The organism is Amycolatopsis sp. NBC_01307, assembly GCF_035975215.1.
Taxonomy (GTDB): Bacteria; Actinomycetota; Actinomycetes; order Mycobacteriales; family Pseudonocardiaceae; genus Amycolatopsis.
On sequence record NZ_CP108403.1, the window covers coordinates 2,210,634 to 2,233,008 of the forward strand.

17 protein-coding genes are annotated in these 22,375 nt (G+C 71.7%); 9 read left to right on the forward strand and 8 right to left on the reverse strand.

Annotated elements, in window-relative coordinates; all coding sequences use genetic code 11:
* Positions 1-266: 266 nt before the first annotated feature.
* Positions 267-3,956, forward strand: coding sequence for a CARDB domain-containing protein (locus OG439_RS09560; RefSeq protein ID WP_442792327.1), 3,690 nt, complete (start codon positions 267-269; stop codon positions 3,954-3,956).
* Between the two features lie 57 nt (positions 3,957-4,013).
* On the opposite strand, the gene OG439_RS09565 is transcribed toward OG439_RS09560, so the two are convergent.
* Positions 4,014-4,844 carry an adenylate/guanylate cyclase domain-containing protein gene (locus tag OG439_RS09565; protein ID WP_442792295.1) on the reverse strand — a complete coding sequence of 277 codons (831 nt, stop codon included), beginning with the start codon at positions 4,842-4,844 and terminating at the stop codon, positions 4,014-4,016.
* 1 nt (position 4,845) lies between these two features.
* Positions 4,846-5,775, reverse strand: a complete 930-nt coding sequence (locus OG439_RS09570; RefSeq protein ID WP_326949014.1) for an SDR family NAD(P)-dependent oxidoreductase — start codon at positions 5,773-5,775, stop codon at positions 4,846-4,848.
* Positions 5,776-5,872: 97 nt separating this feature from the next.
* On the opposite strand from OG439_RS09570, the gene OG439_RS09575 reads away from it, so the two are divergent.
* On the forward strand, positions 5,873-6,520 hold the full coding sequence (locus OG439_RS09575; protein WP_326949015.1) for a TetR family transcriptional regulator: 648 nt from the start codon (positions 5,873-5,875) through the stop codon (positions 6,518-6,520).
* Positions 6,521-6,535: 15 nt separating this feature from the next.
* Here OG439_RS09575 and OG439_RS09580 read toward each other — a convergent pair whose 3' ends face one another.
* The 3 genes from OG439_RS09580 to OG439_RS09590 form a co-directional block, all read right to left on the reverse strand.
* Entirely contained in the window at positions 6,536-6,949 is a 414-nt protein-coding gene (locus OG439_RS09580; protein ID WP_326949016.1) for an ATP-binding protein, read from the reverse strand.
* Between the two features lie 621 nt (positions 6,950-7,570).
* Complete coding sequence (locus tag OG439_RS09585) at positions 7,571-8,044, reverse strand: SRPBCC family protein (RefSeq protein ID WP_326949017.1); 474 nt, start codon at positions 8,042-8,044, stop codon at positions 7,571-7,573.
* Between the two features lie 135 nt (positions 8,045-8,179).
* Entirely contained in the window at positions 8,180-8,635 is a 456-nt protein-coding gene (locus OG439_RS09590) for an SRPBCC family protein (protein ID WP_247051204.1), read from the reverse strand.
* Positions 8,636-8,754: 119 nt separating this feature from the next.
* Between OG439_RS09590 and OG439_RS09595 the strand changes: the two genes are divergently transcribed.
* The 3 genes from OG439_RS09595 (at position 8,755) to OG439_RS09605 (ending at position 12,124) form a co-directional block, all read left to right on the forward strand.
* Positions 8,755-9,186: a DUF6292 family protein gene (locus tag OG439_RS09595; RefSeq protein ID WP_326949018.1), complete on the forward strand. Its 432-nt coding sequence runs from the start codon at positions 8,755-8,757 to the stop codon at positions 9,184-9,186.
* A 115-nt stretch (positions 9,187-9,301) separates the two neighbouring features.
* Positions 9,302-11,701, forward strand: coding sequence for a glycoside hydrolase family 32 protein (locus tag OG439_RS09600; protein ID WP_326949019.1), 2,400 nt, complete (start codon positions 9,302-9,304; stop codon positions 11,699-11,701).
* A 255-nt stretch (positions 11,702-11,956) separates the two neighbouring features.
* Positions 11,957-12,124: a hypothetical protein gene (locus OG439_RS09605; protein ID WP_326949020.1), complete on the forward strand. Its 168-nt coding sequence runs from the start codon at positions 11,957-11,959 to the stop codon at positions 12,122-12,124.
* 1 nt (position 12,125) lies between these two features.
* Here OG439_RS09605 and OG439_RS09610 read toward each other — a convergent pair whose 3' ends face one another.
* On the reverse strand, positions 12,126-12,803 hold the full coding sequence (locus tag OG439_RS09610; protein WP_326949021.1) for an SDR family NAD(P)-dependent oxidoreductase: 678 nt from the start codon (positions 12,801-12,803) through the stop codon (positions 12,126-12,128).
* A 101-nt stretch (positions 12,804-12,904) separates the two neighbouring features.
* Here OG439_RS09610 and OG439_RS09615 point away from each other — a divergent pair, with 101 nt between their 5' ends.
* The 4 genes from OG439_RS09615 to OG439_RS09630 all read left to right on the forward strand — a co-directional run bounded on the left by OG439_RS09615 (position 12,905) and on the right by OG439_RS09630 (position 20,199).
* A complete protein-coding gene (locus tag OG439_RS09615; protein ID WP_326949022.1) occupies positions 12,905-13,744 on the forward strand; it encodes a helix-turn-helix transcriptional regulator in 840 nt (279 codons plus the stop codon).
* Between the two features lie 109 nt (positions 13,745-13,853).
* Complete coding sequence (locus OG439_RS09620) at positions 13,854-15,866, forward strand: phosphocholine-specific phospholipase C (RefSeq protein ID WP_326949023.1); 2,013 nt, start codon at positions 13,854-13,856, stop codon at positions 15,864-15,866.
* Positions 15,867-15,981: 115 nt separating this feature from the next.
* Positions 15,982-19,335, forward strand: coding sequence for a glycosylhydrolase-like jelly roll fold domain-containing protein (locus tag OG439_RS09625; protein WP_326949024.1), 3,354 nt, complete (start codon positions 15,982-15,984; stop codon positions 19,333-19,335).
* Positions 19,336-19,638: 303 nt separating this feature from the next.
* Positions 19,639-20,199, forward strand: coding sequence for a hypothetical protein (locus OG439_RS09630; RefSeq protein ID WP_247064520.1), 561 nt, complete (start codon positions 19,639-19,641; stop codon positions 20,197-20,199).
* An 84-nt stretch (positions 20,200-20,283) separates the two neighbouring features.
* Here OG439_RS09630 and OG439_RS09635 read toward each other — a convergent pair whose 3' ends face one another.
* Positions 20,284-21,879, reverse strand: a complete 1,596-nt coding sequence (locus tag OG439_RS09635; RefSeq protein ID WP_326949025.1) for a multicopper oxidase family protein — start codon at positions 21,877-21,879, stop codon at positions 20,284-20,286.
* Positions 21,876-22,289 (reverse strand): hypothetical protein, encoded by a 414-nt coding sequence (locus OG439_RS09640; RefSeq protein WP_326949026.1) that lies wholly within the window; start codon positions 22,287-22,289, stop codon positions 21,876-21,878. The genes OG439_RS09635 and OG439_RS09640 overlap by 4 nt, the downstream gene beginning before the upstream one ends.
* Positions 22,290-22,375 lie beyond the last annotated feature (86 nt).

A 22,375-nucleotide genomic window follows, 5' to 3' on the forward strand; every position in this document is an offset into this window, starting at 1 on the left:
CCGGCGACTCGGACCCAGTGACGCGGAGACCCAGCGACGCGGAGACCCGGCGACCCGAACCCGACCGGCCAAGCCCCGCCTGCCGTCCTTTGTAGACCGGCAAGCGCGCGCGACCGAACGGCGTCCTCCTGATGGAGCAACGCAGCTTAGTCGTAAATTTACTCATCGATGTCAAGTTCTTGCATGTTGTCTCCCGGTTGTTGCATGCTCGTACGACTCTGGCTCCCCTCCTGCTGTCTCGAAGAAGAGAAGACGCCATGACTCGTATGCGCCTGTCCCGGCTCGTCGCAGGTCTCCTCGCCGCGGGGCTCACCCTCACCGGGCTCGCCTCCGCGGCCGGTGCGCCACCACCGTCACCACCCTCGGATACCGCCCAAGTCCGGCCGGCCGCGCTTGCGGACGTGCCGCTGACCCGCACCGTGTCGGCCAGTAGTGCGCTGCCCGGCTATCCCGTCGCCAACACCGTCGACGGCAACCAGGACACCTACTGGGAGTCCGCGAACAACGCCTTCCCGCAGTGGCTCCAAGCCGACCTCGGGTCGGCCAAGTCGCTCTCGCGAGTTGTGCTGAAACTGCCCGCGGCCTGGGAGTCCCGCACCCAGACCCTCGCCGTGCGCGGCAGCGCCGACGGCACCTCGTTCACCGACCTCGTCGCGGCCAAGGGGTACGCGTTCACCCCCGGCGGCAACACCGTGACGATCCCGGTGACGGCGTCGGCCCGGTACGTGCGGCTGAACATCACCGCCAACACGCAGTGGCCCGCCGCGCAGCTCTCGGAGTTCGAGCTCTACGGCGCGGACACCGGTGACACGCAGGCGCCGACCGCGCCCGCGAACCTCGCGCTGACCGAGCCCGGCTCCGGCCAGATCGGGCTGAGCTGGTCGGCCTCGACCGACAACGTCGGCGTCACCGGCTACACCGTCTACCGGGACAACGCGCCCGTCACGACGGTCACCGGCACCACGTTCGGCGAGACGCGCCCCGCGGGTACGCGCGTCGAGTACTTCGTGCGGGCCAAGGACGCCGCCGGCAACGAGTCCGCCGACAGCAACCACGTGGTGCGCCAAGGCACCCAGGCCGGCCAGAACCTCGCCGTCGGAAAGCCGATCGAGGCGTCGTCGACGGTCAACGACTTCGTCGCCACCAACGCCAACGACGGCAACACCGCCACGTACTGGGAGTCCGCCGCGGGCTACCCGAACACGCTGACGGTGAAGCTCGGCGCCAACGCCGACCTCGACTCGGTCGTCGTGAAGCTCAACCCGGACGCGGCCTGGGGCGCGCGGACGCAGAACTTCGAGGTCCTCGGCCGTGACCAGGGCGCGACCGCGTTCACGTCGCTGAAGGCCCGCGCCGACTACCGCTTCGACCCGGCCGGCAACCAGAACTCGGTGACCATCCCGGTCAGCGGGCGGGCCGCGGACGTCCGGCTGCAGTTCTCCGCCAACTCCGGCGCGCCCGGCGGCCAGGTCGCCGAGTTCCAGGTGCTCGGCACCCCGGCGCCGAACCCGGACCTCGTCGTCACCGGCACGTCCTGGACGCCGGCGAACCCGACCGAGACCAGCCAGGTCGCGGTGTCGGCGACGGTGAAGAACGCGGGGACCGCGAACGCGGCCGCGACCACCGTGAACGTCAGCCTCGGCGGCACCGTCGTCGGCAACGCGGCCGTCGCCGCGCTCGCCGCGGGCGCGTCCACCACGGTGACGGTGAACGCGGGCACCCGGCCGCAGGGCACCTACAGCGTGTCCGCGACCGTCGACCCGGCCAACACCGTCGTCGAGCAGAACGACACCAACAACACTTACACGTCCCCGACACAGCTCGTCATCGCGCAGGCGCCGGGGCCGGACCTCGAGGTCACCGGCATCACGTCGAACCCGCCGAACCCGGCGGTCGGCGCGGCGGTGTCGTTCACCGTCGCGGTGCACAACCGCGGCACGAGCAGCGCGGGCGCGTCCGTCACCCGGGTGACCGTCGGCAGCACCACACTCGACGCCACCACCGCCGCGATCGCGGCCGGTGCCACGGCGAACGTCGCGGTGCCGGGCACCTGGACCGCCACCAACGGCGGCGCCACCCTGACGGCGACCGCCGACGCGACGAACACCGTCGCCGAGACCAGCGAGTCCAACAACGCGCTCTCGCGGGCGATCGTCGTGGGCCGCGGCGCGGCGGTGCCCTACACCGAGTACGAGGCGGAAGCCGCGCAGTACCAAGGAGAACTGCTGACGGCCGACCCGCTGCGCACGTTCGGGCACACGAACTTCGCGACCGAGTCCTCGGGCCGCCAGTCCGTGCGGCTGGCGAGCCAGGGCCAGTACGTCGAGGTCACGTCGACGAACCAGTCGAACTCGATCGTCGTGCGCAACTCGGTGCCCGACGCCGCGGCCGGCGGCGGGCAGGACTACACGCTCAGCCTGTACGTCAACGGCGCGTTCGCCCAGAAGCTGACGCTCTCCTCGACGCACAGCTGGCTCTACGGCACCACCGACGATCCCGAGGGCCTCACCAACCGGCCCGGGGGAGACGCGCGGCGCCTGTTCGACGAGTCCCACGCGCTGCTCGCGCAGTCGTACCCGCCGGGCACGAAGTTCAAGCTGCAGCGGGACAGCGGCGACAACGCGGCGTTCTACGTCCTCGACCTGGTCGACCTGGAGCAGGTCGCCCCGGCGACGGCGAAGCCGGCCGAGTGCACGTCGATCACCGAGTACGGCGCGGTGCCGAACGACGGCGTCGACGACTCGACGGCGATCCAGCGCGCGGTGACCGACGACCAGAACGGCGTCATCGCGTGCGTGTGGATCCCCGAAGGGCAGTGGCGGCAGGAGAAGAAGATCCTGACCGACGACCCGAACGTGCCCAACGGCGGCGGCCAGTACAACCAGATCGGCATCTCCAACGTGACGATCAAGGGTGCCGGCATGTGGCGCTCGCAGCTGTACTCGCTGATCCAGCCGCAGGACGCGGGCACCATCAACCACCCGCACGAGGGCAACTTCGGGTTCGACATCGACAAGAACGTCCAGCTCTCCGACATCGCCATCTTCGGGTCCGGCCGGATCCGCGGCGGTGACGGCAACGCCGAGGGCGGCGTCGGCCTCAACGGCCGGTTCGGCACCGGCACGAAGATCGCGAACGTCTGGATCGAGCACGCGAACGTGGGCGTGTGGGTCGGCCGGGACTACGGCAACATCCCGGCGCTGTGGGGGCCGGCCGACGGCCTCGAGTTCAGCGGCATGCGGATTCGCGACACCTACGCCGACGGCATCAACCTCACGAACGGCAGCCGGAACTCGCGGGTGTTCAACTCGTCGTTCCGCACCACCGGTGACGACTCGCTCGCGGTGTGGGCGAGCCAGTACGTGAAGGACCCGTCGGTGGACATCGGGCACGACAACGTGTTCACCAACAACACGATCCAGCTTCCGTGGCGTGCCAACGGGATCGCGATCTACGGCGGGTACGGCAACAAGATCGAGAACAACCTCGTCTACGACACGATGAACTACCCGGGCATCATGCTGGCGACCGACCACGACCCGCTGCCGTTCTCCGGGCAGACGACGATCGCCAACAACGCCCTCTACCGCTGCGGCGGCGTGTTCTGGGGCGAGCAGCAGAAGTTCGGCGCGATCACGTTCTTCGCGCAGAGCAAGGACATCCCGGGGGTGACGTTGCGGGACACCGAGATCCACGACTCGACCTACGACGGCATCCAGTTCAAGACGGGCGGCGGCGTGGTGACCGCGGCCGTCACGAACGTCAAGATCGACAAGTCGAACAACGGCGCGGGCATCCTCGCGATGAGCGGCGCCCGCGGCAGCGCGACGCTGACGAACGTGGCGATCACGAACTCGTCGACGGGCAACGTCGTCGTCGAGCCGGGTTCGCAGTTCGTGATCAACGGCGCGCCGATCCCGGCAGTGGTCTCTTCAGGCCGCCGCGAGACGCGGTAGCCGGGTCTGCCGCAGCTGGTCGTGAGTGGTTAGGGCGGTTCTAACCGCCCTAACCACTCACGACCAGGGCGGGCTTTCGGAGCCGTAGCGGGGGACCACCGCGAACACCTCGAGGTCGGTGGGCGCACCCTTCGCGCGGAACTTGCGGCGACGGCGGACGGTGAACCGGTCGCGGTCGAGATTCGCCAGGACGTCGCCGGTGATGAGGACTTCGCCGCCGCCGGCCGCGTCCATGATCCGGGCGGCGATGTTGACGTCGACGCCGAAGTAGTCGCGGCCGACGCGGCGCGGGCGGCCGGTGTGCAGGCCCGCGCGCAGCTGGGGGCGGTAGCCGTCGAGGTCGATCGCGCTGACCGCGCCGCACGTCTCGTACGCCGCTTCGACCGCGGCCGCGGGGTCGGCGAAGGCGGCCATCAGCCCGTCGCCGAGGCCCTTCACGACGCGGCCGCGGTGACGGGCGATCGTCGCCTCGCTCGCGGTCGACACCGCGCGCAGGAGTTCGAGGGCCCGCGCGTCACCGGCGTCGAGGGCCCAGCTGGAGAAGCCGACCAGGTCGGTGAACACGATCGTCGTCTCGCCGGTGTCGCTTTCGCGGCCCTGGGCGACGGCCTGCCACACCTGCACCGCCGCGAGCCCGAGCTCCCGCATCGCGCTGGGCTGCTCGGCTTTCGCCTCGGCCAGCAGCCGCGCCACCCGGTCGGACGGGTGGCCCGCGGTCGTCGACAGCGCGTCGCCGAGGTCGCGGTCGCCGGGCACCAGCCGCCGCACGACGCGGGCGGATCGCACCAGGCCCGGCCGCCGGTCGGCCGCCCGCAGCAGGTCGACGAACCGGGCGACTTTCCGCGTCCGGTCCGGCTGTCCGTCGTGGCTGTCCGTCACCAGCCGCATGCTACCGGGAGGTAGCCTCCCCGGCGGCCGGAACGTGACGGGCTCCGCTCAGGCGCGGATGTCGGGAAAGCGCGCGTCGCTGCCGCTGCCAGGCGTCGCCGGCTTCGTCGTGGTCGGCGGAGCGGCTGAGTTGTTCCCACTCCGCGTCGATCTCGGTGCGGCGGGTCCACGTCTCGCGGCCGAACTCGTAGGCGTCGCTGCCGGCGAGCAGGCGCAGCGGCGGCTCGGCCAGCCCGGCCACCGTCAGCACCAGGCGGGCAACCTTCTCCGGGTCGCCGTTCGCGACGTTCTCGAAGCCCGCCATGGCTTCGGCGGACGCGCCGACCGTCGCCGCGTACGGCTCGCTGATCGGTGGCGTCGTCATCGACGATCCGGCCCAGTCGGTGCGCATCCCGCCCGGCTCCACGACCGTCACCTTGATGCCGAGCGGCGCCACCTCGGCGGCGAGCGCCTCGCTGAAGCCGCCGACCGCCCACTTCGCCGACTGGTAGGCGGTCATCCCGGGGCTGCCGATGCGCCCGCCGACCGACGAGATCTGGATGATCCGGCCGCCGCCCTGCCGGCGCAGGACCGGGACCGCCGCCTTGGTGACGTGGACCGTGCCGAAGAAGTTGGTCTCCAGCTGCCGCCGGAACACCTCCAGCGACGTGTCCTCGAGGGCGACCCGGTCGCCCTGACCGGCGTTGTTGACGACGACGTCGAGCCGGCCGAACGCGGCCACCCCGCCGGCCACCGCGGCCTCGGCCGCGGCCGGGTCGGTGACGTCGAGCGGTTCGAGGTGGACGCGGTCGCCGTAGCGCTCGACGAGGTCGTCGAGCGTGCGCGGGTCGCGGGCGGTGGCGACCACGCGGTGCCCGTCGGCGAGCGCCTGCTCGACGATCCGCCGGCCGAGCCCGCGCGATGATCCCGTCACGAAGAACACTGAACTCATGAACCCTCACTCCGTCAGTTAACGCAATGTCCTTGCGTTAACTCGAACGTAGGCGCGCCGGCGAGTTAAGTCAAGCCGCGTGCGTTAACGTGATGGGGTGACCCGGCCCAAGCAACGCGCCCGATCGCCGCTCGACAAGGAGCTGCGCCGGACCGCGCTGCTCGACGCCGCCCGGGACCTCGCGGTCGAGCGCGGAGCGCGCGAAGTGACGCTCGCCGAGGTGACGGCCCGGGTCGGGCTGCACGCCTCGGCCGTCCGCCGCTACTTCGAATCGCGCGAGGAACTGCTGCTGGAGCTGGCCGAGCGGGGCTGGTCCGACTGGCGGGCGCACCTGGTGGCCCGGCTCGCGGACGCGCGCGACCTGACGCCGGACGAGCTCGCCGACGCCGTCGCGGCCTCGCTCGAGGAACTCCCGCTCTTCTGCGACCTGCTGACCCACGTCGTGCTCAGCCTGGAAGGCGCCGTGCGGCTCGAACGCGCGCGCGCCTACAAGCTCTCGGCCACCGAGGACTACGACGCGATGACCCAGGCCGTGGTCGACACCGGTTCCGGCCTCGACCACGACGCCGCCCGGGCGCTGCTGACCGCCGCGATGAGCATGGGCGCGTACCTGTTCCAGCTGTCCCGCCCGTCCGCGACCCTGCGCGAGCTTTACGCGCAGGAGCCGCGGTGGGCGCACGACGCGCTCAGGTTCCGGGCGCAGCTCACCGGCCTGCTCACCGCGGTCGTGCGCGGGCTCCGCTGATCAACCGGCCGGCGGTCAGTCGTCGTCGTCCTTGGCGGGGCGGGTGAGGTTGATCTCGGCCCACACGGTCTTGCCCGTGCTGCGCTGCCGCTGGCCCCAGGAGACCGTGATCGCGTCGACGACTTCGAGGCCGTGGCCGCCGCTGTCCGACGGGGTGCGGCGGCACGCGGGGTCCAGGCAGGCGTCGTCGACCTCGAGGCAGATCCAGCCGCGTTTGCGCAGCAACCGGACCTGACGCGGGGGTTCGCCGTGCCGGAGGGCGTTCGAGGTCAGCTCGTCGAGCACCAGGACGACATTGAGGCGCTGGTGCTCGGGCAGGTCCCGCAGCACGCGGTGGGCCCACGCCCGGACCGCGGGCAGCTCGCCGAAGTCGTCGGCGACCTCCAGCGCGACCACTCGCAGGTCGTCGTGGGTGCGTGTCGGCTGCATCGCGGCCTTGTCCTCCTGTATCACCGTTCCGCGCCTGGCGGGGGCTCGTCCCTCGGCCGGTCCGGCGCCGGGCCGTGGGTGCGACTGGCGCACCCACGACCCGGTGTGCGGTCCCGGTGCCGCCGCGTCGAGGGGGGAGTGAACGCGACGGAACCCGGGACCTCGGCCCGCTCGCGAGGGGAGAAAGCCGAGCGGGTCGCACTCAAGGAATTCCCGCACCGGACGTGGTGCGAAACCTGGCATTCCGGTGAACCGCCAGATCGGCCCGACCGCGAGTCGAAGTCCCCCTGCCCGCCGCGGATCTCTGACCGTTGCGTCTTGTGTCCTGAATGGACGGTGGCCTTCCGGCACGCCGATGCCGGTGCCCGCGAGGCCCGGGACGGTCGGGGGGAAGCCGTCCCGGGCCGCGGACACCGGCACCGGTGGTCGACGACGACCGCGCCTGTGGTCTCCGTCTGCTGAAGAAGACGCGATTCGCTGCATGAGCGTTACAGCCGTCGGGCCCGAACGGCCGGCCCCCGGGTACATCTCACGGTGGGGAGCCGGCCGTCCGGTGACGCGATGGGCTCCTCGGCAGGACCCATCGCGGTCGGTTCGCGTCCTGCTACGCGGCTTTCGGACCTACTTCGTGTGCTGACCCGGGCGGTCGACGTCGCCGCGCCAGGCGCCGGTCTCGTGACCGTCGCGGGTTTCGATGAACTTCTTGAAGCGGTCGAGGTCACCCTGGACGCGGTGGTCGAGGATGCCGGTCTTGTCGGCGACGTTCTCGACGAAGCCCTCGGGGTCGATGTCCATCTGGACGGTGACCCGGGTGTGGGTGTCGTCGAGGCGGTGCACGGTCACGACGCCGGCGTGGTTCGGGCCGGTGTCGGACTTCCAGGCGACCCGCTCGTCGCGGTTCTGCTCGGTGATCGTGGCGTCGAACTGCTTGGTGACGCCGGCGACGCTGATGGTCCAGTGGGTGTGGGTGTCGTCCACCTGGTCGATGCGGTCGACACCGTCCATGAACCGGGGGAAGTCGGTGAACTGCGTCCACTGGTTGTAGACGGTGCTCACATCGGCTTCGACGTCGACGGACTTGGTGATCGTGCTCATGCCGCGGTCAGCTCCTTCTCGTGGTTCCGGGTACCGCACCTGCAGTGCACGGCCACCCCACGGCTACCCGCTCGGCGGGAGCCCAAACCGATCCAGATTCGATGCATCGCACTTGTCCGTCTACTGTGGACTCGGTCACGGCTGGACGCGCGCCCGCCGGCCGACGGCGAGGTCGCCCAGCCGCGCCAGCGACTCGGCGTTGCGCGGCCGCAGCAGCAGTCCCTGGACGGCCTCCGGCAGCACCTTGGCCGGCCCGCGCACGACGTGCTCGGTCATCCGGACGAGCGTCCGCGTGCCGCCGTCGTGCGGGACGAGCGTGAGGCCGACCGCGGCGGCCCCGGTCGGCCACGCCTTCGCCTCCAGCGACAGCGAGACGCCGGTCTCCACCGCGACGACCGTGGTCTCGTCCTGCAGTTGCAACGGCCAGGAACCGACGCTGTGGTGGATCCGGCTGCCGACGGCGGGCCAGCCCGCGTCGACGGCCCGGATGTGGGAGCTGCCCACCACCCACCCGCCGTAGGACCAGCCGTCGGCGAGTACGGCGAAAACGGTCTGCGGTGGTGCGTCGACCACCCGGCTGACCTCGGTCATGGGGCTCTCCGTTCGTTCTGCGCGAAGCCGGCCGGGTACCCCGTACCGGGCCGTCCCACGCGGCCGCGTCCGGGAAACCCGATCGGCACGATCGGAGACCGGCGGCTACCGTGACGCCCATGGAGTCCTCGGAACCGGACCTGATCCGGGCGCTGGAGCGCGGGCTCGGTGCGTACGTCCAGGCCGTCGCCGCCGCGATCGGAGTCCCCGCGGAGGGCACGACGGTGGAGATCAGCGACACGGCCACGGCCTACCTCGGGCTGTCACGCCCCTGGCCGGGCCGCCCGCGGCACGACGTGATGCTGGTGTGGAGCGAACGCCGCGGCTGGACGGTCGCGGTGGAGACCGCGCCCATCGAGGACCCGGTCGTGCTCGCGCGCTGGCCGGGTGACGAGCTCGTCCCGCCGCCGGAAGAAGTGGCGCGCTTCGTCGACGACGCCGCCGCGGGCCGCAGTGCCGGCAAGGACCGCGTCACGGCGGTCCCCGTCACCCGCCGGACCCTGGCCGAGCGCCTCGACGAGTACGTCCCGTTGCAGTCCGACCAGGTGTAGCCCCGGGATTTCTGTCCGCTCAAGTCTCGCGAAACCCCCCGATCCGCCGTTGTGGCCGGCGTCACGCCTGTGCCACCGTCGATGCTGACAACGTTGTCTCCGAAGGGTGAGGCTCGTGGTTCGCATCGCCCGCGTGTCGCTCGTCGTCCTGCTCGCCGCCTTGGCGGTCTTCGTGCCCGTGGCTCCCGCGAGCGCGGGCACCGTGGCCGACTACCCGGAGTTCCCCTACCCGGCGACCACCTACCAGGAGCCGTTCCGGGGGCAGTTCCACTTCAGCTCGCAGGCCGGGTGGATGAACGACCCCAACGGGCTGGTCTACGCCAACGGCCTCTACCACTTCTTCTACCAGCACAACCCGCACGGGCTCGAGTGGGACACCATGCACTGGGGCCACGCCACCAGCCCGGACCTGGTGCACTGGACGCAGAAACCGATCGCGCTGGAACCCGGCGTGCACCCCGGCACCCTGTTCTCCGGCGGCGGGGTCGTCGACCGGGACAACACCTCGGGGCTGAAGACCGGCGCGCTCGACCCGATCGTCGTGTTCACCAACACCGACGGCGTCAGCGTCTACTACAGCAACGACAACGGCCGCAGCTTCCAGCCGTACGACCAGGGGCGCAAGCAGATCGAGATCCCGGCGGAGAGCCGGGACCCGAAGGTGGTCTGGGACGCCGCCCGCCACCGGTGGGCCATGGTCGTCTGGTCGAACCGGGGCGGCTACGGCGTCGACCTCTACACCTCGCCCGACCTGCTGCACTGGAGTTTCGCCAGCCGGTACGCGGCGGACTGGCTCTTCGAGTGCCCGGACCTGTTCCCGATGACGCTCGACGGCGTGCAGCAGTGGGTGCTGACGTCGGGGACGAGCGAGTACGTCGTCGGCTCGTTCGACGGCACGACGTTCCGCACCGACCGGCCGCAGCCGAAGAAGATGAACCAGGGCACCACGTTCGCCGGCGGCACGTTCTACGCCGCCGAGACGTTCTCGAACGCCCCGGACGGCCGCGTCGTGCAGATGGCGTGGCAGGGCGGAAACCGCGGCAGCACCTGGACCGGCGACGCCACCTTCCCGGCGGAGCTGAGGCTCGTCGGCTCGCCCGACGGCCCGCAGATCACGCGGACGCCGGTCGCCGAGCTGGACTCGCTGCGCGCCGACAGCCGGAGCTGGCAGAACCGGACGGTGAGCCCCGGGACCAACCTGTTCGGCGGGATCCTCGCCGACACCTACGAGATCACCGCGACCTTCGACGTCGCGAGCGCGACCGCCGCACAGTTCGGCTTCGCGCTGCACAGCCGCTCCGACGGCAGCGCCGACCGGACCGTGGCCTACGACCGCGCGGCGGGCACGCTCTACGGGAAGCCGCTGGCGCCCACCAACGGCGAGGTCACCATGCGGCTGCTCGTGGATCGCGGCCAGCTCGAGGTCTTCGGCGGCGACGGACGGTTCTCCGTCGCCGACAACGTGAACTTCGACTCCGCCGCGGTCAGCCAGGGCATCCGGCTGTTCGCGACCGGGGGACAGGTGCGGCTGAAGAGCGCGAAGTTCACCCGGCTGAGCACGAGCTGGGGCACCGCGCAGTCGACGTTGGAGAGCACCCTGGCGGGCCCGTGGCACGCGGCCGGCGGCTCGTGGACCGACACCAGCGGCGGCAAGCAGGCCCAGGCCGGCGGCGACGCCTTCTACCTCAGCGCGAGCATCGCGGCCGACGCCGTCTACCAGGGCGACGTCCGGCTGGACAGCGCGCAGGCGGCCGGACTGACGTTCCGGGCGGCCAACGACGGCGCCGGCTACACCGCGAACATCGACACGAGCGGGGTGGTCAAGCTGTGGCGTCCCGGCCGCGACATCGCGACGTACGCCACGCCCATCGCGGCCGGCAGCACCCACCACCTGGAGGTGCGCACGACGGGCGCCCGCATCCAGGTCCTGCTCGACCACGGCACCACACCGGTCATCGACGCGACCGACGACGTCTACGCGTCGGGCCGCTTCGGCGCGAACGCCTACCACGGCACGGCGACCGTGCAGAACCTGAACACCGGCCCCGGTGGCCTCGACGCGTTCACGTCCGGCGCCTGGACCGCCCGGGGCGGCACCTGGACCACCACCCCGGACGGCCTGCGCGGCCGCTCGCCCGACAACGGCTTCTACCTGAGCGACCGCACCGGAACGGACTTCACCTACGACGGCGACGTCTCGGTCACCAACGGCACCGCGGCCGGCCTGACGTTCCGCGCGGCCGCCGACGGCACCGGCTACACCGCGAACGTCGACAGCAGCGGAGTGGTCAAGCTCTGGCGGCCGGGCCGCGACATCGCGACGTACGCGACGCCGATCACCGAGGGCCGCACGTACCACCTGACGGTGCGGACGACGGGCACCCGCATCCAGGTCTGGCTCGACCACGGCACCACCCCGATCATCGACGCGACGGACACCGCCTACGCCGCCGGGAGGTTCGGCGTGAACGGTTACGCGGGCAACACGCTCGCGCAGCACCTGGCGATCACCTGAGTCACCAGCCGAGTTCGGCGTGGTCTTCTTGGAGGTGCCCGTGGTCCGTTTTCGCTGACGCCGGCCGCGCGGACAACGGCGCCTGCATCCGCGTTTGGCTCGACCACAGCGCCACCCCGATCATCGACGCGACGGACACCGCGTACGCCGCCGGGAGGTTCGGCGTCGACGGGCGATGCGGGGAACACGCTCGCGCAGCACCTCGTGGTTACGTGAGCTGAGCTCGGAATCGCCTTTCTGGAGGGTGCGTGTGGGGTGTCCTCGCCGATGGCGGTCGCGCGAGCGGGCACCCGCATCCAGGTCTGGCTCGACCACGGCACCACCCCGATCATCGACGCCACGGACACTGCGTACGCCGCCGGGAGGTTCGGGGTGAACGGTTACGCGGGCAACACGCTCGTGCAGCACCTGGCGATCACCTGACTCACCAGCCGAGTTCGGCGTCGTCCTCCTGGAAGGTGCCCGTCGGGCCGTCCTCGCCGATGACGGCCATCCGGACGATCGTCCGGGCGCTGACCTCGACCGGGCGGCCGTGGGGGTTCTCGATGCCGCCGAGCTTGGTTGCCGTGTAGCCCGGCTCGACGGCGTTGAACTTGACCTCCGGCACCGCCCGCGCGTACTGGACCGTGAGCATCGAGACCGCCGCCTTGCTCGCGCCGTAGACGATCGCCGACACCTGCGACGCGGGCCGCGCGGGGTCGTGGTTGGCCGTGAACGAGCCCAGCGCGCTGGAGATGTTGACGACGACCGGGTTGGCCGACTTCCGCAGCAGCGGCAGCGCCGCCTCGGTGACGCGGACGATCCCGACCGCGTTCGTGTCGAACACCGCCAGCGCCTCCGGGCCGTTGAGGGCGAGCAGGGCGATGCCGGCGTTGTTGACGAGCACGTCGAGCCCGCCCTCGAGCTGGTCGAAGGCCGCGGCGACGGACGCGTCGTCGGTGACGTCCAGCCGGACGAACCGGGCGCCGACCTCGTCGGCGGCCGCGCGGCCGTGAGCGGCGTCACGGGCGCCGAGGTAGACGGTGTGCCCGGCGGCGACGAGCTGGCGGGCGGCTTCCTTGCCGAGGCCCCGGTTGGCCCCGGTGATCAGTGTCGTGGTCATGAACCGAGCTTGCGACGCCGACAGCGAGATAGGCAGTCGTGCCGTTTTCGTAGGACTGCCAGGGCCAGGACAAGGCCGCCGCGGTCGCGCACACTGGAGGCGTGGAGACGTGGGAGTTCGGCCGGATGGTGCGCCGCTGTCGCGACCGCGTCGCGCCCGAGACGGCCGGGGTGCCGGTGGGCCGCCGCCGCCGGGCGACCGGGCTGCGCCGCGAAGAGCTCGCCGGCCTCGCGGGGATCTCCGCCGACTACCTGACCCGGCTCGAACAGGGGCGCGCGACGTCGCCGTCGGTGCAGGTCGTGGAGGCGCTGGCGCGCGCCCTGCGGCTGGCCGACGGCGAGCGTGACCTGCTGTTCCGGCTGGCCGGGCACGTCGCGCCCGGGCTCGACGTCGTCCCGTCGCGGATCACCCCGAGCGTCCAGCGCCTGCTCGACCGGCTGGCGCACACGCCGGTCGCCGTCTACGACGCCACCTGGACACTCGTCGTCGCCAACGCGCCCTACGACGCGCTGATGGGGGAGACGACGGCCTGGCGTGGGATCGAACGCAACGCCGTCTGGCGCCACCTCGCCGGCCCCGGCACCCGCGCCGTCCACACCCCGGAAGAACACGCCGGCTTCGTGGCGCAACTGGTCGCCGACCTGCGGCTGAACGTGGCGCGCTACCCGGCCGACCGGAGCGTCACCCGGCTCGTCGACCAGCTGTCGCGGAGCCCGCGGTTCGTCGAGCTCTGGGACGCCGGTGCCCCGGAGCCGAGCCAGGAGACGTCGAGGCACAAGGTCGTCGACCACCCGCTGGTCGGCCGCATCACCCTCGACTGCGACACGCTCATCGTGGCCGCCGACGACCTGCGCATCATGGTCTACACGGCCGAACCGGGCACCGAGGACGCCGAGCGCCTCGACCTGGCGATCGTGCTCGGCACGCAGACGCTCGTCTGACGCGCCGTTGACCTGGGCTTCACCCGGTGTTCCCCCGCGGCGGTAGTGGTTTCCCGGCGGGGCGGGCGATACTGGCGCGGATCCCGGCCACCACACCTCCGGAGTGCTCATGACGGACGTCAACCGCAGGCGGTTCTTGCAGCTGACCGGCGGCACCGCCGCCCTTTCGGTCCTTTCGGGCAGCATCGCCCGCGCGGCGGAGATCCCCGCCCACCACCGCACGGGCACCCTGCGCGACGTCGAGCACATCGTGGTCCTGATGCAGGAGAACCGGTCGTTCGACCACTACTTCGGCACCATGCGCGGCGTCCGCGGCTTCGGCGACCCGCGGCCGGCGACGCTGCAGTCCGGCAAACCCGTCTGGGCGCAGTCCGACGGCAGTCGCGACATCCTGCCGTTCCACCCCGACGCGGACAACCTCGGCCTGCAGTTCATCCAGGACCTCCCGCACAGCTGGAACGACACGCACACGGCGTGGAACCGGGGCAAGTACGACAAGTGGGTCCCCGCCAAGGGCTCGACCACGATGGCGTACCTGACGCGCGAGGACATCCCGTTCCACTACGCGCTGGCCGACGCGTTCACGATCTGCGACGCCTACCACTGCTCGTTCATGGGCTCCACCGACCCGAACCGCTACTACATGTGGACCGGCTTCACCGGCAACGACGGCACCGGCGGCGGGCCGGTCCTGGGCAACGACGAAAAGGGCTACTCCTGGACGACCTACCCCGAGCGGCTCGAGAAGGCCGGGGTGTCGTGGAAGATCTACCAGGACGTCGGCGACGGCCTCGACGCCGCCGGCGGCTGGGGCTGGATCGACGACGCCTACCGCGGCAACTACGGCGACAACTCGTTGCTGTACTTCAACTCCTTCCGCAACGCCAAGCCCGGCGACCCGCTCTACGACAAGGCCCGCACCGGCACGAACGCGAAGGCCGGCGACGGCTACTTCGACCGGCTGCGCGCCGACGTCAAGGCCGGGACGCTGCCGCAGGTCTCGTGGATCACGGCGCCGGAAGCGTTCTGCGAGCACCCGAACTGGCCGACCAACTACGGCGCCTGGTACCTGGCGCAGGTGCTCGACGCGCTCACCGCGAACCCGGAGGTCTGGAGCAAGACCGCGCTGCTGGTCACCTACGACGAGAACGACGGCTTCTTCGACCACGTGCTCCCGCCGTACGCGACGGCCGGACAGTCCACGGTGGACACGACCGGCGAGATCTTCGCGGGGTCGGCCTCGAACCCGGCCGGCCCGTACGGCCTCGGCCAGCGCGTGCCGATGATGGTCGTGTCGCCGTGGAGCAAGGGTGGCTGGGTGTGCTCGGAGACGTTCGACCACACGTCGATCATCCGGTTCATCGAACGGCGGTTCGGGGTGCAGGAACCGAACATCACGCCGTGGCGGCGCTCGGTCTGCGGCGACCTGACGTCGGCGTTCGACTTCGCGCGCGCCGACACCCACGTGCCGCGGCTGCCGGACACGGCCGCCTACCAGCCGCCGGACCGCGAGCGGCACCCGGACTACGTGCCCGCGGTGCCCGCGAAGGGCGTGCTGCCCAAGCAGGAACGCGGGTTGCGGCCGGCGCGGGCCCTGCCGTACGACCTGGCGGCCGACGCCCGGGTGCACGGTGACCAGCTGACGCTGACATTCGCCAACCACGGCCGGGCGGGCGCGGCGTTCGTCGTGACGTCGCCGTCGGCCGACCCGCGGACCTACACCGCGGGCGCGGGCCGCTCGCTGTCCGGCGCGCTGCCCGCGGCCGGCGGGTACGACTTCACCGCCCACGGCCCGAACAGCTTCCTGCGGCAGTTCCGGGGCACCGCGGCCGGGCCCGAGGTGAGCGCGCGCCAGGACGGCGGCTGCGTCGAGCTGACCCTGACCAACACCGGGTCCGCCACCGTCCGGCTGACGATCGCGGACGCCTACGGGCGGCGCTCGACGACCCGGCGGCTGCGGCCGGGCGCGCGGGTCGTCGAACGGGTGGACACCGGGCGGAGCAACGACTGGTACGACGTCTCCGTGACGTCGGACCAGGACCCGAAGTTCCTGCGCCGGCTGGCCGGGCACGTCGAGACCGGCCGCCCCGGCACCAGCGACCCGGCAATCCTGACGCGGTGAGCCGATAGGGCTGTCCCGTCGGACAGGATGCCGGTCATGCCTTGACGGGTATGACCGGCGTCACGTAACTTCCGCCGTGTCTTGAATCGTTTCAATCCACGGTCGGGGGATCACGGTGATCGAAAACGACCCGGTACACGCCACGTCGATCGGCGGGGAGTTCCGGCTGTCCCGGCGGCGCGCGCTCGCGCTCGCTTCGGCCGCGGCCATCGCCGGCACGGCCGGCGGGTGGCCGATCGCCTACGCCGCACCGGAAACCGACGGCGCGGCGGGCCGGTTCGCCGACCCGCGGCCGGACTCGCGGCCCACCGTGCTGTGGTTCTGGAACGGCACCGTCACCACCGCGCTGGTGGCCGACGGGCTGGCGGACCTGCGCGACAAGGGCGTGCACGAGGTCCTGGTCTTCCCGTTCGACACGGCGGCGCTGAAACCGGCGTTCTTCACCGAAGACTGGTTCACGATCATCGAGTTCACCCTGCGCGAGGCGCAGCGCCACGGCATGCACCTGTGGCTGTTCAACGACGACTACTTCCCGAGCGGCCGCGCGGGCGGGCTCGTCGTCGACGGCGGCAAGGTCGGCGACCGCGTCTACCAGCCGCGGCCGGACCTGCGGCTCAAGGGCGTCGGGCGCCAGGTCCTGACCGTCCCCGGCGGGGTGCCGGTGCCGCTGGTGAGCCGGGGGCTTTCGGTGTCGGGCGGGCGGTTGCTGGTCGACGCCGCGGCCCGCGACGGCGTCACCCTGCTGCGCGAGGGGGCCGGGTGGCAGGACTACGACGTCGTGGCGAAGGTCCGCGTCGAAAGCGCGACCGCCGGGCTCATGGTGCGCAGCACCGACGCGGACAACGGCGTCCTGGCCGACCTGCGCACCGACGGCGCCGTCGACGTCTGGCAGCAGACCGGCGGCGCGTTCACCCAGCTCCGGGGCGGCACTGCGGTCCCGGGCTTCGACCCGGCCGCCGACCACGAACTGGCCGTGCGGGTCCGTGGAACGACCCTGACCGTGACGCTGGACGGCGTCGCGCAGCCCGCGGTGGACGGCCTCAAGTACGCCGCCGGCCGGGTGGGCGTGCGCTCGGTGGCGTCCCAGCGGTCGTCGTGGGACAGCCTGACCGTGCGCGACGCGACCGGTGCCGTTCTCTACACCGAGACGTTCGACAGCGCTGCCGCGCTCGACGGCTTCGACCTGCCCGCGACCGGCGTCCCGCTGGTCGCCGCGGCGGCCCGGCCGGCGTCCTCGACGGATCCCGCGACGCTGGTGGACCTGACCGCGCAGGCCCGCGCGGGCGGCACGTGGACGCCGCCCGCCGGGACCTGGCAGCTGGACCTGTTCACCGTCCGCGACCTGAGCACCCCCACCGGCACCGGCCGCGCCTACCTCGACCTGCTCGACGACGAAGCCGTGCGGCTGTTCCTCGACGCCGTGCCGGGGGAGTACGTGCGCCGGTTCCCGTGGGCGCCGGGCGCGGTCCTGCGCGGCTTCGCCGACGACGAGCCCTACCTCGCCTCGGCCGACGGGCCGTTCAACACGGTTCCCTGGTCGCCCACGCTGGACGCGGAACTGCACGCGCTCGGGACGTCGCCGGGCGTCGCCCTCACCGCGGTGCACGACGCGGGTCTCGGCGACGCCGGTCTGCGACTGCGCGGCGTGTTCTGGCGCGCGGTCAGCAACCGGTTCGCGGCCGCGTACTACAAGAGCCAAGGCCAGTGGCTGGGCGCGCGCGGGCTGAAGCTGATCTCCAACCCGCTGTGGGACGAGTACGGCCCGGGTGAGCAGCTGCGCAGCTCCGGCAACCTGAACACGACCAACCAGTGGGCGCAGGTGCCGGGCACCGACCTGATCTTCGACCACTACCAGCGGGGTTACCACCGCACGCTCTCGCGCTGGCCGGCCAGCACCGCGCACCAGCTCGGGCTGGAGCGCGTCTACCTGGAGGCGATGGGCGGCACCGGCTGGCCGGTCACGCCGTCGTTCGTCCGCGAGGTGGTCGGCGCGTTCGCCGTGCGCGGGGTCAACCACACGCTGCTGCACGCGCGGTTCAGCGACGAGAACCAGATCGTCTACCCGCCGCCGTTCCAGCCGGCCAACCCGTGGTGGGCGGCGTCCGCGCCGCTCAACGACTGGATCGGCCGGCTGATGGAGGCGTGCCGCGCGCCGGCTCGCGCCCGCACCGCGCTGCTGCAGCCGCAACGCGCCGTCGAGTCCACACAGGACACCCCGGCGATGGCCGACCTCGACACGGCGTTCCTGACCACCGCCCACGCGCTGGAGGACGTCCAGGTCGACTTCGACTTCCTCGACGAAGGCGCGCTCGACGCCGACCCGGCGCTGCGGACGCACGCCCAGCCGACCGGCTCGAAGCTGGTCGTCGGGCAGCAGGCGTACGGGATCGTCGTGGTGCCCCGGACGCCGATCCTCGCCGTCGGGACCGTGCGGACGCTGATCCGGTTCGTCCGCGGCGGCGGCACGGTGGTTCTCGTCGGCGCACCGCCGAGCCGGGAGGCCGGCGGGAACGACGCGGGCCTGCGGGCCGCGCTGACCGAGTTGTTCACCGCGCGCACGGCGGTGCGGGCGGCCGACCCGGTGGCGGCCGCGACCGCGGTGGCCGCCGCGGGTGGCGCGGCGGCGACGCTGGAACCGCGCCACGACGACGTCCGGGTGCTGCGCCTGGAAAGCGCCGGCCGGCCGCTGTTCGTGGTGCTCAACGAGCGCGCCGACGCCGTGGAGCTGACCGCGACGTTCCCGGCGACCGGCGTGCCCGAGGTGTGGGACCCCGACACCGGCACCACGGCACCGGTGGGCGTCTGGCGGCGAGCGGCGTCCGGGAGCACGGCGACCGTCCTGCGCCTGGAGCCGAAAGCCACGTTGCTGGTCGTGTTCCGCGCGGGCGCGGAGCCCGCGCACGCGGTGAGCGCGTCGGCGCCGGTGGAGCGGGTGCGCGCCGACGGCCGGGCCGCGACCTTGCGCGTGATCGCCCCGGGATCGGTCGGCGTTACTGTGAATGGGGGCGGCCGGACGTTTTCCGGAACGGCCACGGTTTCCGATCCGCTCACGGCCATTTCGTTCGGCGGGGACTGGGTGTTCCGCTTCGATCGTCCGGACGCTTCGGCGATAACGCGTCCTCTGGGTTCCTGGACCGACGTGGACCCGGCGTATTCGGGATCGGCTTGGTACGAAAAGGACTTCGATGTCACGGCGGCGACGCTATCCGGTCGCAAGTGGACGCTTGACCTCGGCGAAGTCCACGAGGTGGCCGAAATCGAGGTCAACGGGAAGCGGCTCGGATCCCGGTTGTGGGCGCCGTACCGAGTGGACGTCACGGCGGCGCTGCGCGCCGGCCGGAACAAAGTACGGGTGCGGGTCACCAACACCGGGGCGAACGCGCGGGGCGAGGTGCTCGCGTCCGGCCTGATCGGCCCGGTGAACCTGCGGCCGCACCGCCTCGTCGACGTCGCGTTGTCCCGGCACTGACGGCGGCCTGCGGCATTCGGACGCAGCCGCGGAGGCAATCAGTCCAACACAATTCCGTGACGAGGAATCCGCGATTGTGATACATTGTCCTTTAGGGACGGTGCGCAGGCTTCCCGCCTCTACTTATCCGCCACGAACGGACTTCGAGTGGTGTAGACGACCGGCGGCCGGATTGGTTACGGCTCGCGGACGTGTCGATCAGTTGAGATTGCTCACTGCGGTTTCCGGCCGTATCCGGTTTTCGATGGGGTCTTTCGGTGCATTCCTAGCAAGTCGAATTCGGACTTCGAAAGGAGCACAACAGTGAGAATCGGAAAGCTCGGCCGCTCCGCGGTCGTCGCCCTGCTGGTCACGGCTCTCGTCGGCTTCTTCGCCGGTGCGGGCACGGCTTCCGCGGCTCCGGCCCCGGCGGCCCAGGCCGCTCCGGCGCTGACCGCGCCGATCACCGGCACGTTCACCGACGCGTCGGGCGGCACCGGCACGGCGGTCGGCAGCTTCACGCCGACCGGCTTCACCACCGATGGCACCAGCACCCTCGCCAACGGCGTCGCCGACCTGACCATGGTCGACTCCGCCGGCCAGCAGGTCGGCACCGTTTCCCAGGCCGTCACCGTTCCGGTCGGCGTCGCCGCGGCGTCCTGCCAGATCCTCGACCTGGTGCTCGGCCCGCTCGACCTCGACCTGCTCGGCCTGGTCGTGCACCTGAACCAGGTGCACCTGAACATCACGGCCGACGCCGGTCCCGGCAACCTGCTGGGCAACCTCCTGTGCGCGATCGCGGGCCTGCTCGACCCGGGCCCCCTGAGCAACCTGCAGGCGCTGGTCAACTTGCTGAACCAGATCCTCGCGATCCTCGGCGGCTGACCATCCACATCGGACACCCCGGCTAGGCCGGAGTGACGGAACGGCCCACCCGGAAACCCCGGGTGGGCCGTCGTCGCGTGCGCGTTACTCCGTCGAGAAGTCCGCCATCATCGCCATGTCCTCGTGTTCGAGATTGTGGCAGTGCAGCATGTACCGGCCCGCGTAGTCGGTGAACTTCACCGCCACCTCGACCGCCTCCGAGGGGCGGACGTCGACCGTGTCCTTCCAGCCCGCGTCGTACGGGCCCGGCGCGTGGCCGTTGCGGCTCAGCACCTGGAAGTGGTTCAGGTGCAGGTGCACCGGGTGGTGGACGTCGCTCGTGAAGCGCCAGATCTCCGTCGTGCCCAGCTTGGCGCGCGCCAGGTCGCGGCCCGGCGTGTACGGGGCGCCGTTGATCGTCCAGGAACCCGAGGACTTCTGGAACAGGAAGTCCCGCGTCACCGTGGCACTGGTCCGGTTCAGGACGGCGACCTCCGACAGCTTCGCCGGGACGTGGCTGTCGTCGGCCACCCGGCCGTCGGTGCCGACATCGAAGCACATCACTTCGGCCGTCGCACCGGAGCCGAGCTTGTTGACGAGCCGGACGCGCGTGCCCGGCGCGTAACGGGCGAAGTCGATCACGACGTCGAAGCGTTCGGCGGGGGAGACGTCGATGCTGTCGTGGGTCAGCGGGCTCGCCAGCAGGCCGCCGTCGCCGCCGATCTGGACCAGGGCGCCGCCGCCCGGCGGCTGCGGGTCCAGCGCCAGCGAATACCGGCGGGCGTTGGAGCCGTTGAGGATCCGGAAGCGGTACCGGGCGCGGTCGGCGCGCAGCACCGGCCACGGCGCGCCGTTGACGAGGATGACGTCGCCGAGCACGCCGTCCATGTAGGCCGGCGAGACGCCGGGCAGCTGCTGGCCGCCGGCGAGCGCGGGGTAGGTGAAGCTGCCGTCCGCGCCGAACGACCGGTCGCAGATCATCAGCGGGATGTCCCGCTTCCCTTGTGGTAGCGGCAAAGCCGCCTCCTCGTCGTCGGTCACGAGGTGGAACCCGGCCAGGCCCTGCCACACGTTGGCGGCGGTGAAGCCCATCCGGTGGTCGTGGTACCAGAGCGTCGCAGCGCGCTGGTCGAGCGGGTACGTGTGGGTCCGGCTGGTCTGGCCGCCGCCGGTGTCGATCTTCGCCATGCCCGCCATCGCCGACATCGCGGCCATGCCCGGCGTGGTGCTCGTCTGCTCGCCGCCGACGGGGTGCACGAGCTCGGTGGGGTAGCCGTCGCTGTCGGCCGGGGTGTGCCCGCCGTGCAGGTGCACCACGGTCGGGTGCGGCAGCTGGTTGGTGTGCTTCACGACGGCCTTGCGCCCGGCGGGCGTTCGCAAGGTGGGGCCGGGAAAGCTGCCCTGGTAGGTCCACGCCTCGGTGGTCAGCCCGGGCAGGATGCCCAGCGACGCCGGGCGCTGGACGATCTCGTAGAAGTCCGTCGTCGCGTCGCTGCGCACCGGCGCGAGCACCGGCGGGATCGGCAGTTCGGCGCGGAACGCCGCCGGCACCGGTGCCCGGCTCGACAGCAGCAGCCCGGGCTGGCCGTCGGCGAACAGCTCGCGCAGGAACGGCGTCCCGGCGACGGCGAGCGCGCCGGCGCCGGCCAGGGCCACGGTGCCGACGCCGAGGAAGCGGCGACGGCTCATCCCGGGGCTCACGCCGGGACCCCGGCGTAACGCGCCACCGGCTGCTTGGCCCAGGAGAGCATGACGATCCGCACGACGAGGTAGAGCAGCGCAGCGCCGAGCGGCACGTGGACGGCCAGGTCCCGGGTGAAGCCCAGCACGATCTGCGCGGCGCAGAGCACCAGCGCCAGCGCGGCGAACAGGGCGGGGCGGCCCGGCCCGCGGCCCCCGCGCCACACGAGCAGCGCCGCCAGCAGCGTCGGCAGCAGGGCCAGCGCGAAGAGCATGCCCGACATGCGGTGTGCGGACAGCATCGAATAGTGGCCCTGCAGGAAGGCGCCGGCCAGCACCGGCTGCAGGCAGGCGAGCACGGCCGCCACGACGGCGCTCGCCCGGAGCAGCAGGAGCGCGCCGCGGCTGATCGGGTTGTGGACAGGGTCCATCGCAAGACTCGTTTCTCCGTGGGGATTTCGGGAGGAAGCAACCAGTCTTCGGTCACTGAAAAATTACTGTAGCAGAAAATATCCGG

Excerpts from the sequence above, each read along its gene's own strand:
- OG439_RS09570 (WP_326949014.1), bottom strand. The coding sequence starts at position 5,775 with ATGAGTTCAGTGTTCTTCGTGACGGGATCATCGCGCGGGCTCGGCCGG.
- OG439_RS09610 (WP_326949021.1), bottom strand. The coding sequence starts at position 12,803 with ATGACCACGACACTGATCACCGGGGCCAACCGGGGCCTCGGCAAGGAA.
- OG439_RS09590 (WP_247051204.1), bottom strand. The coding sequence starts at position 8,635 with ATGACCGAGGTCAGCCGGGTGGTCGACGCACCACCGCAGACCGTTTTC.
- OG439_RS09620 (WP_326949023.1), top strand. The coding sequence starts at position 13,854 with ATGACGGACGTCAACCGCAGGCGGTTCTTGCAGCTGACCGGCGGCACC.
- OG439_RS09560 (WP_442792327.1), top strand. The coding sequence starts at position 267 with ATGCGCCTGTCCCGGCTCGTCGCAGGTCTCCTCGCCGCGGGGCTCACC.
- OG439_RS09640 (WP_326949026.1), bottom strand. The coding sequence starts at position 22,289 with ATGGACCCTGTCCACAACCCGATCAGCCGCGGCGCGCTCCTGCTGCTC.
- OG439_RS09595 (WP_326949018.1), top strand. The coding sequence starts at position 8,755 with ATGGAGTCCTCGGAACCGGACCTGATCCGGGCGCTGGAGCGCGGGCTC.
- OG439_RS09580 (WP_326949016.1), bottom strand. The coding sequence starts at position 6,949 with ATGCAGCCGACACGCACCCACGACGACCTGCGAGTGGTCGCGCTGGAG.
- OG439_RS09585 (WP_326949017.1), bottom strand. The coding sequence starts at position 8,044 with ATGAGCACGATCACCAAGTCCGTCGACGTCGAAGCCGATGTGAGCACC.
- OG439_RS09565 (WP_442792295.1), bottom strand. The coding sequence starts at position 4,844 with ATGCGGCTGGTGACGGACAGCCACGACGGACAGCCGGACCGGACGCGG.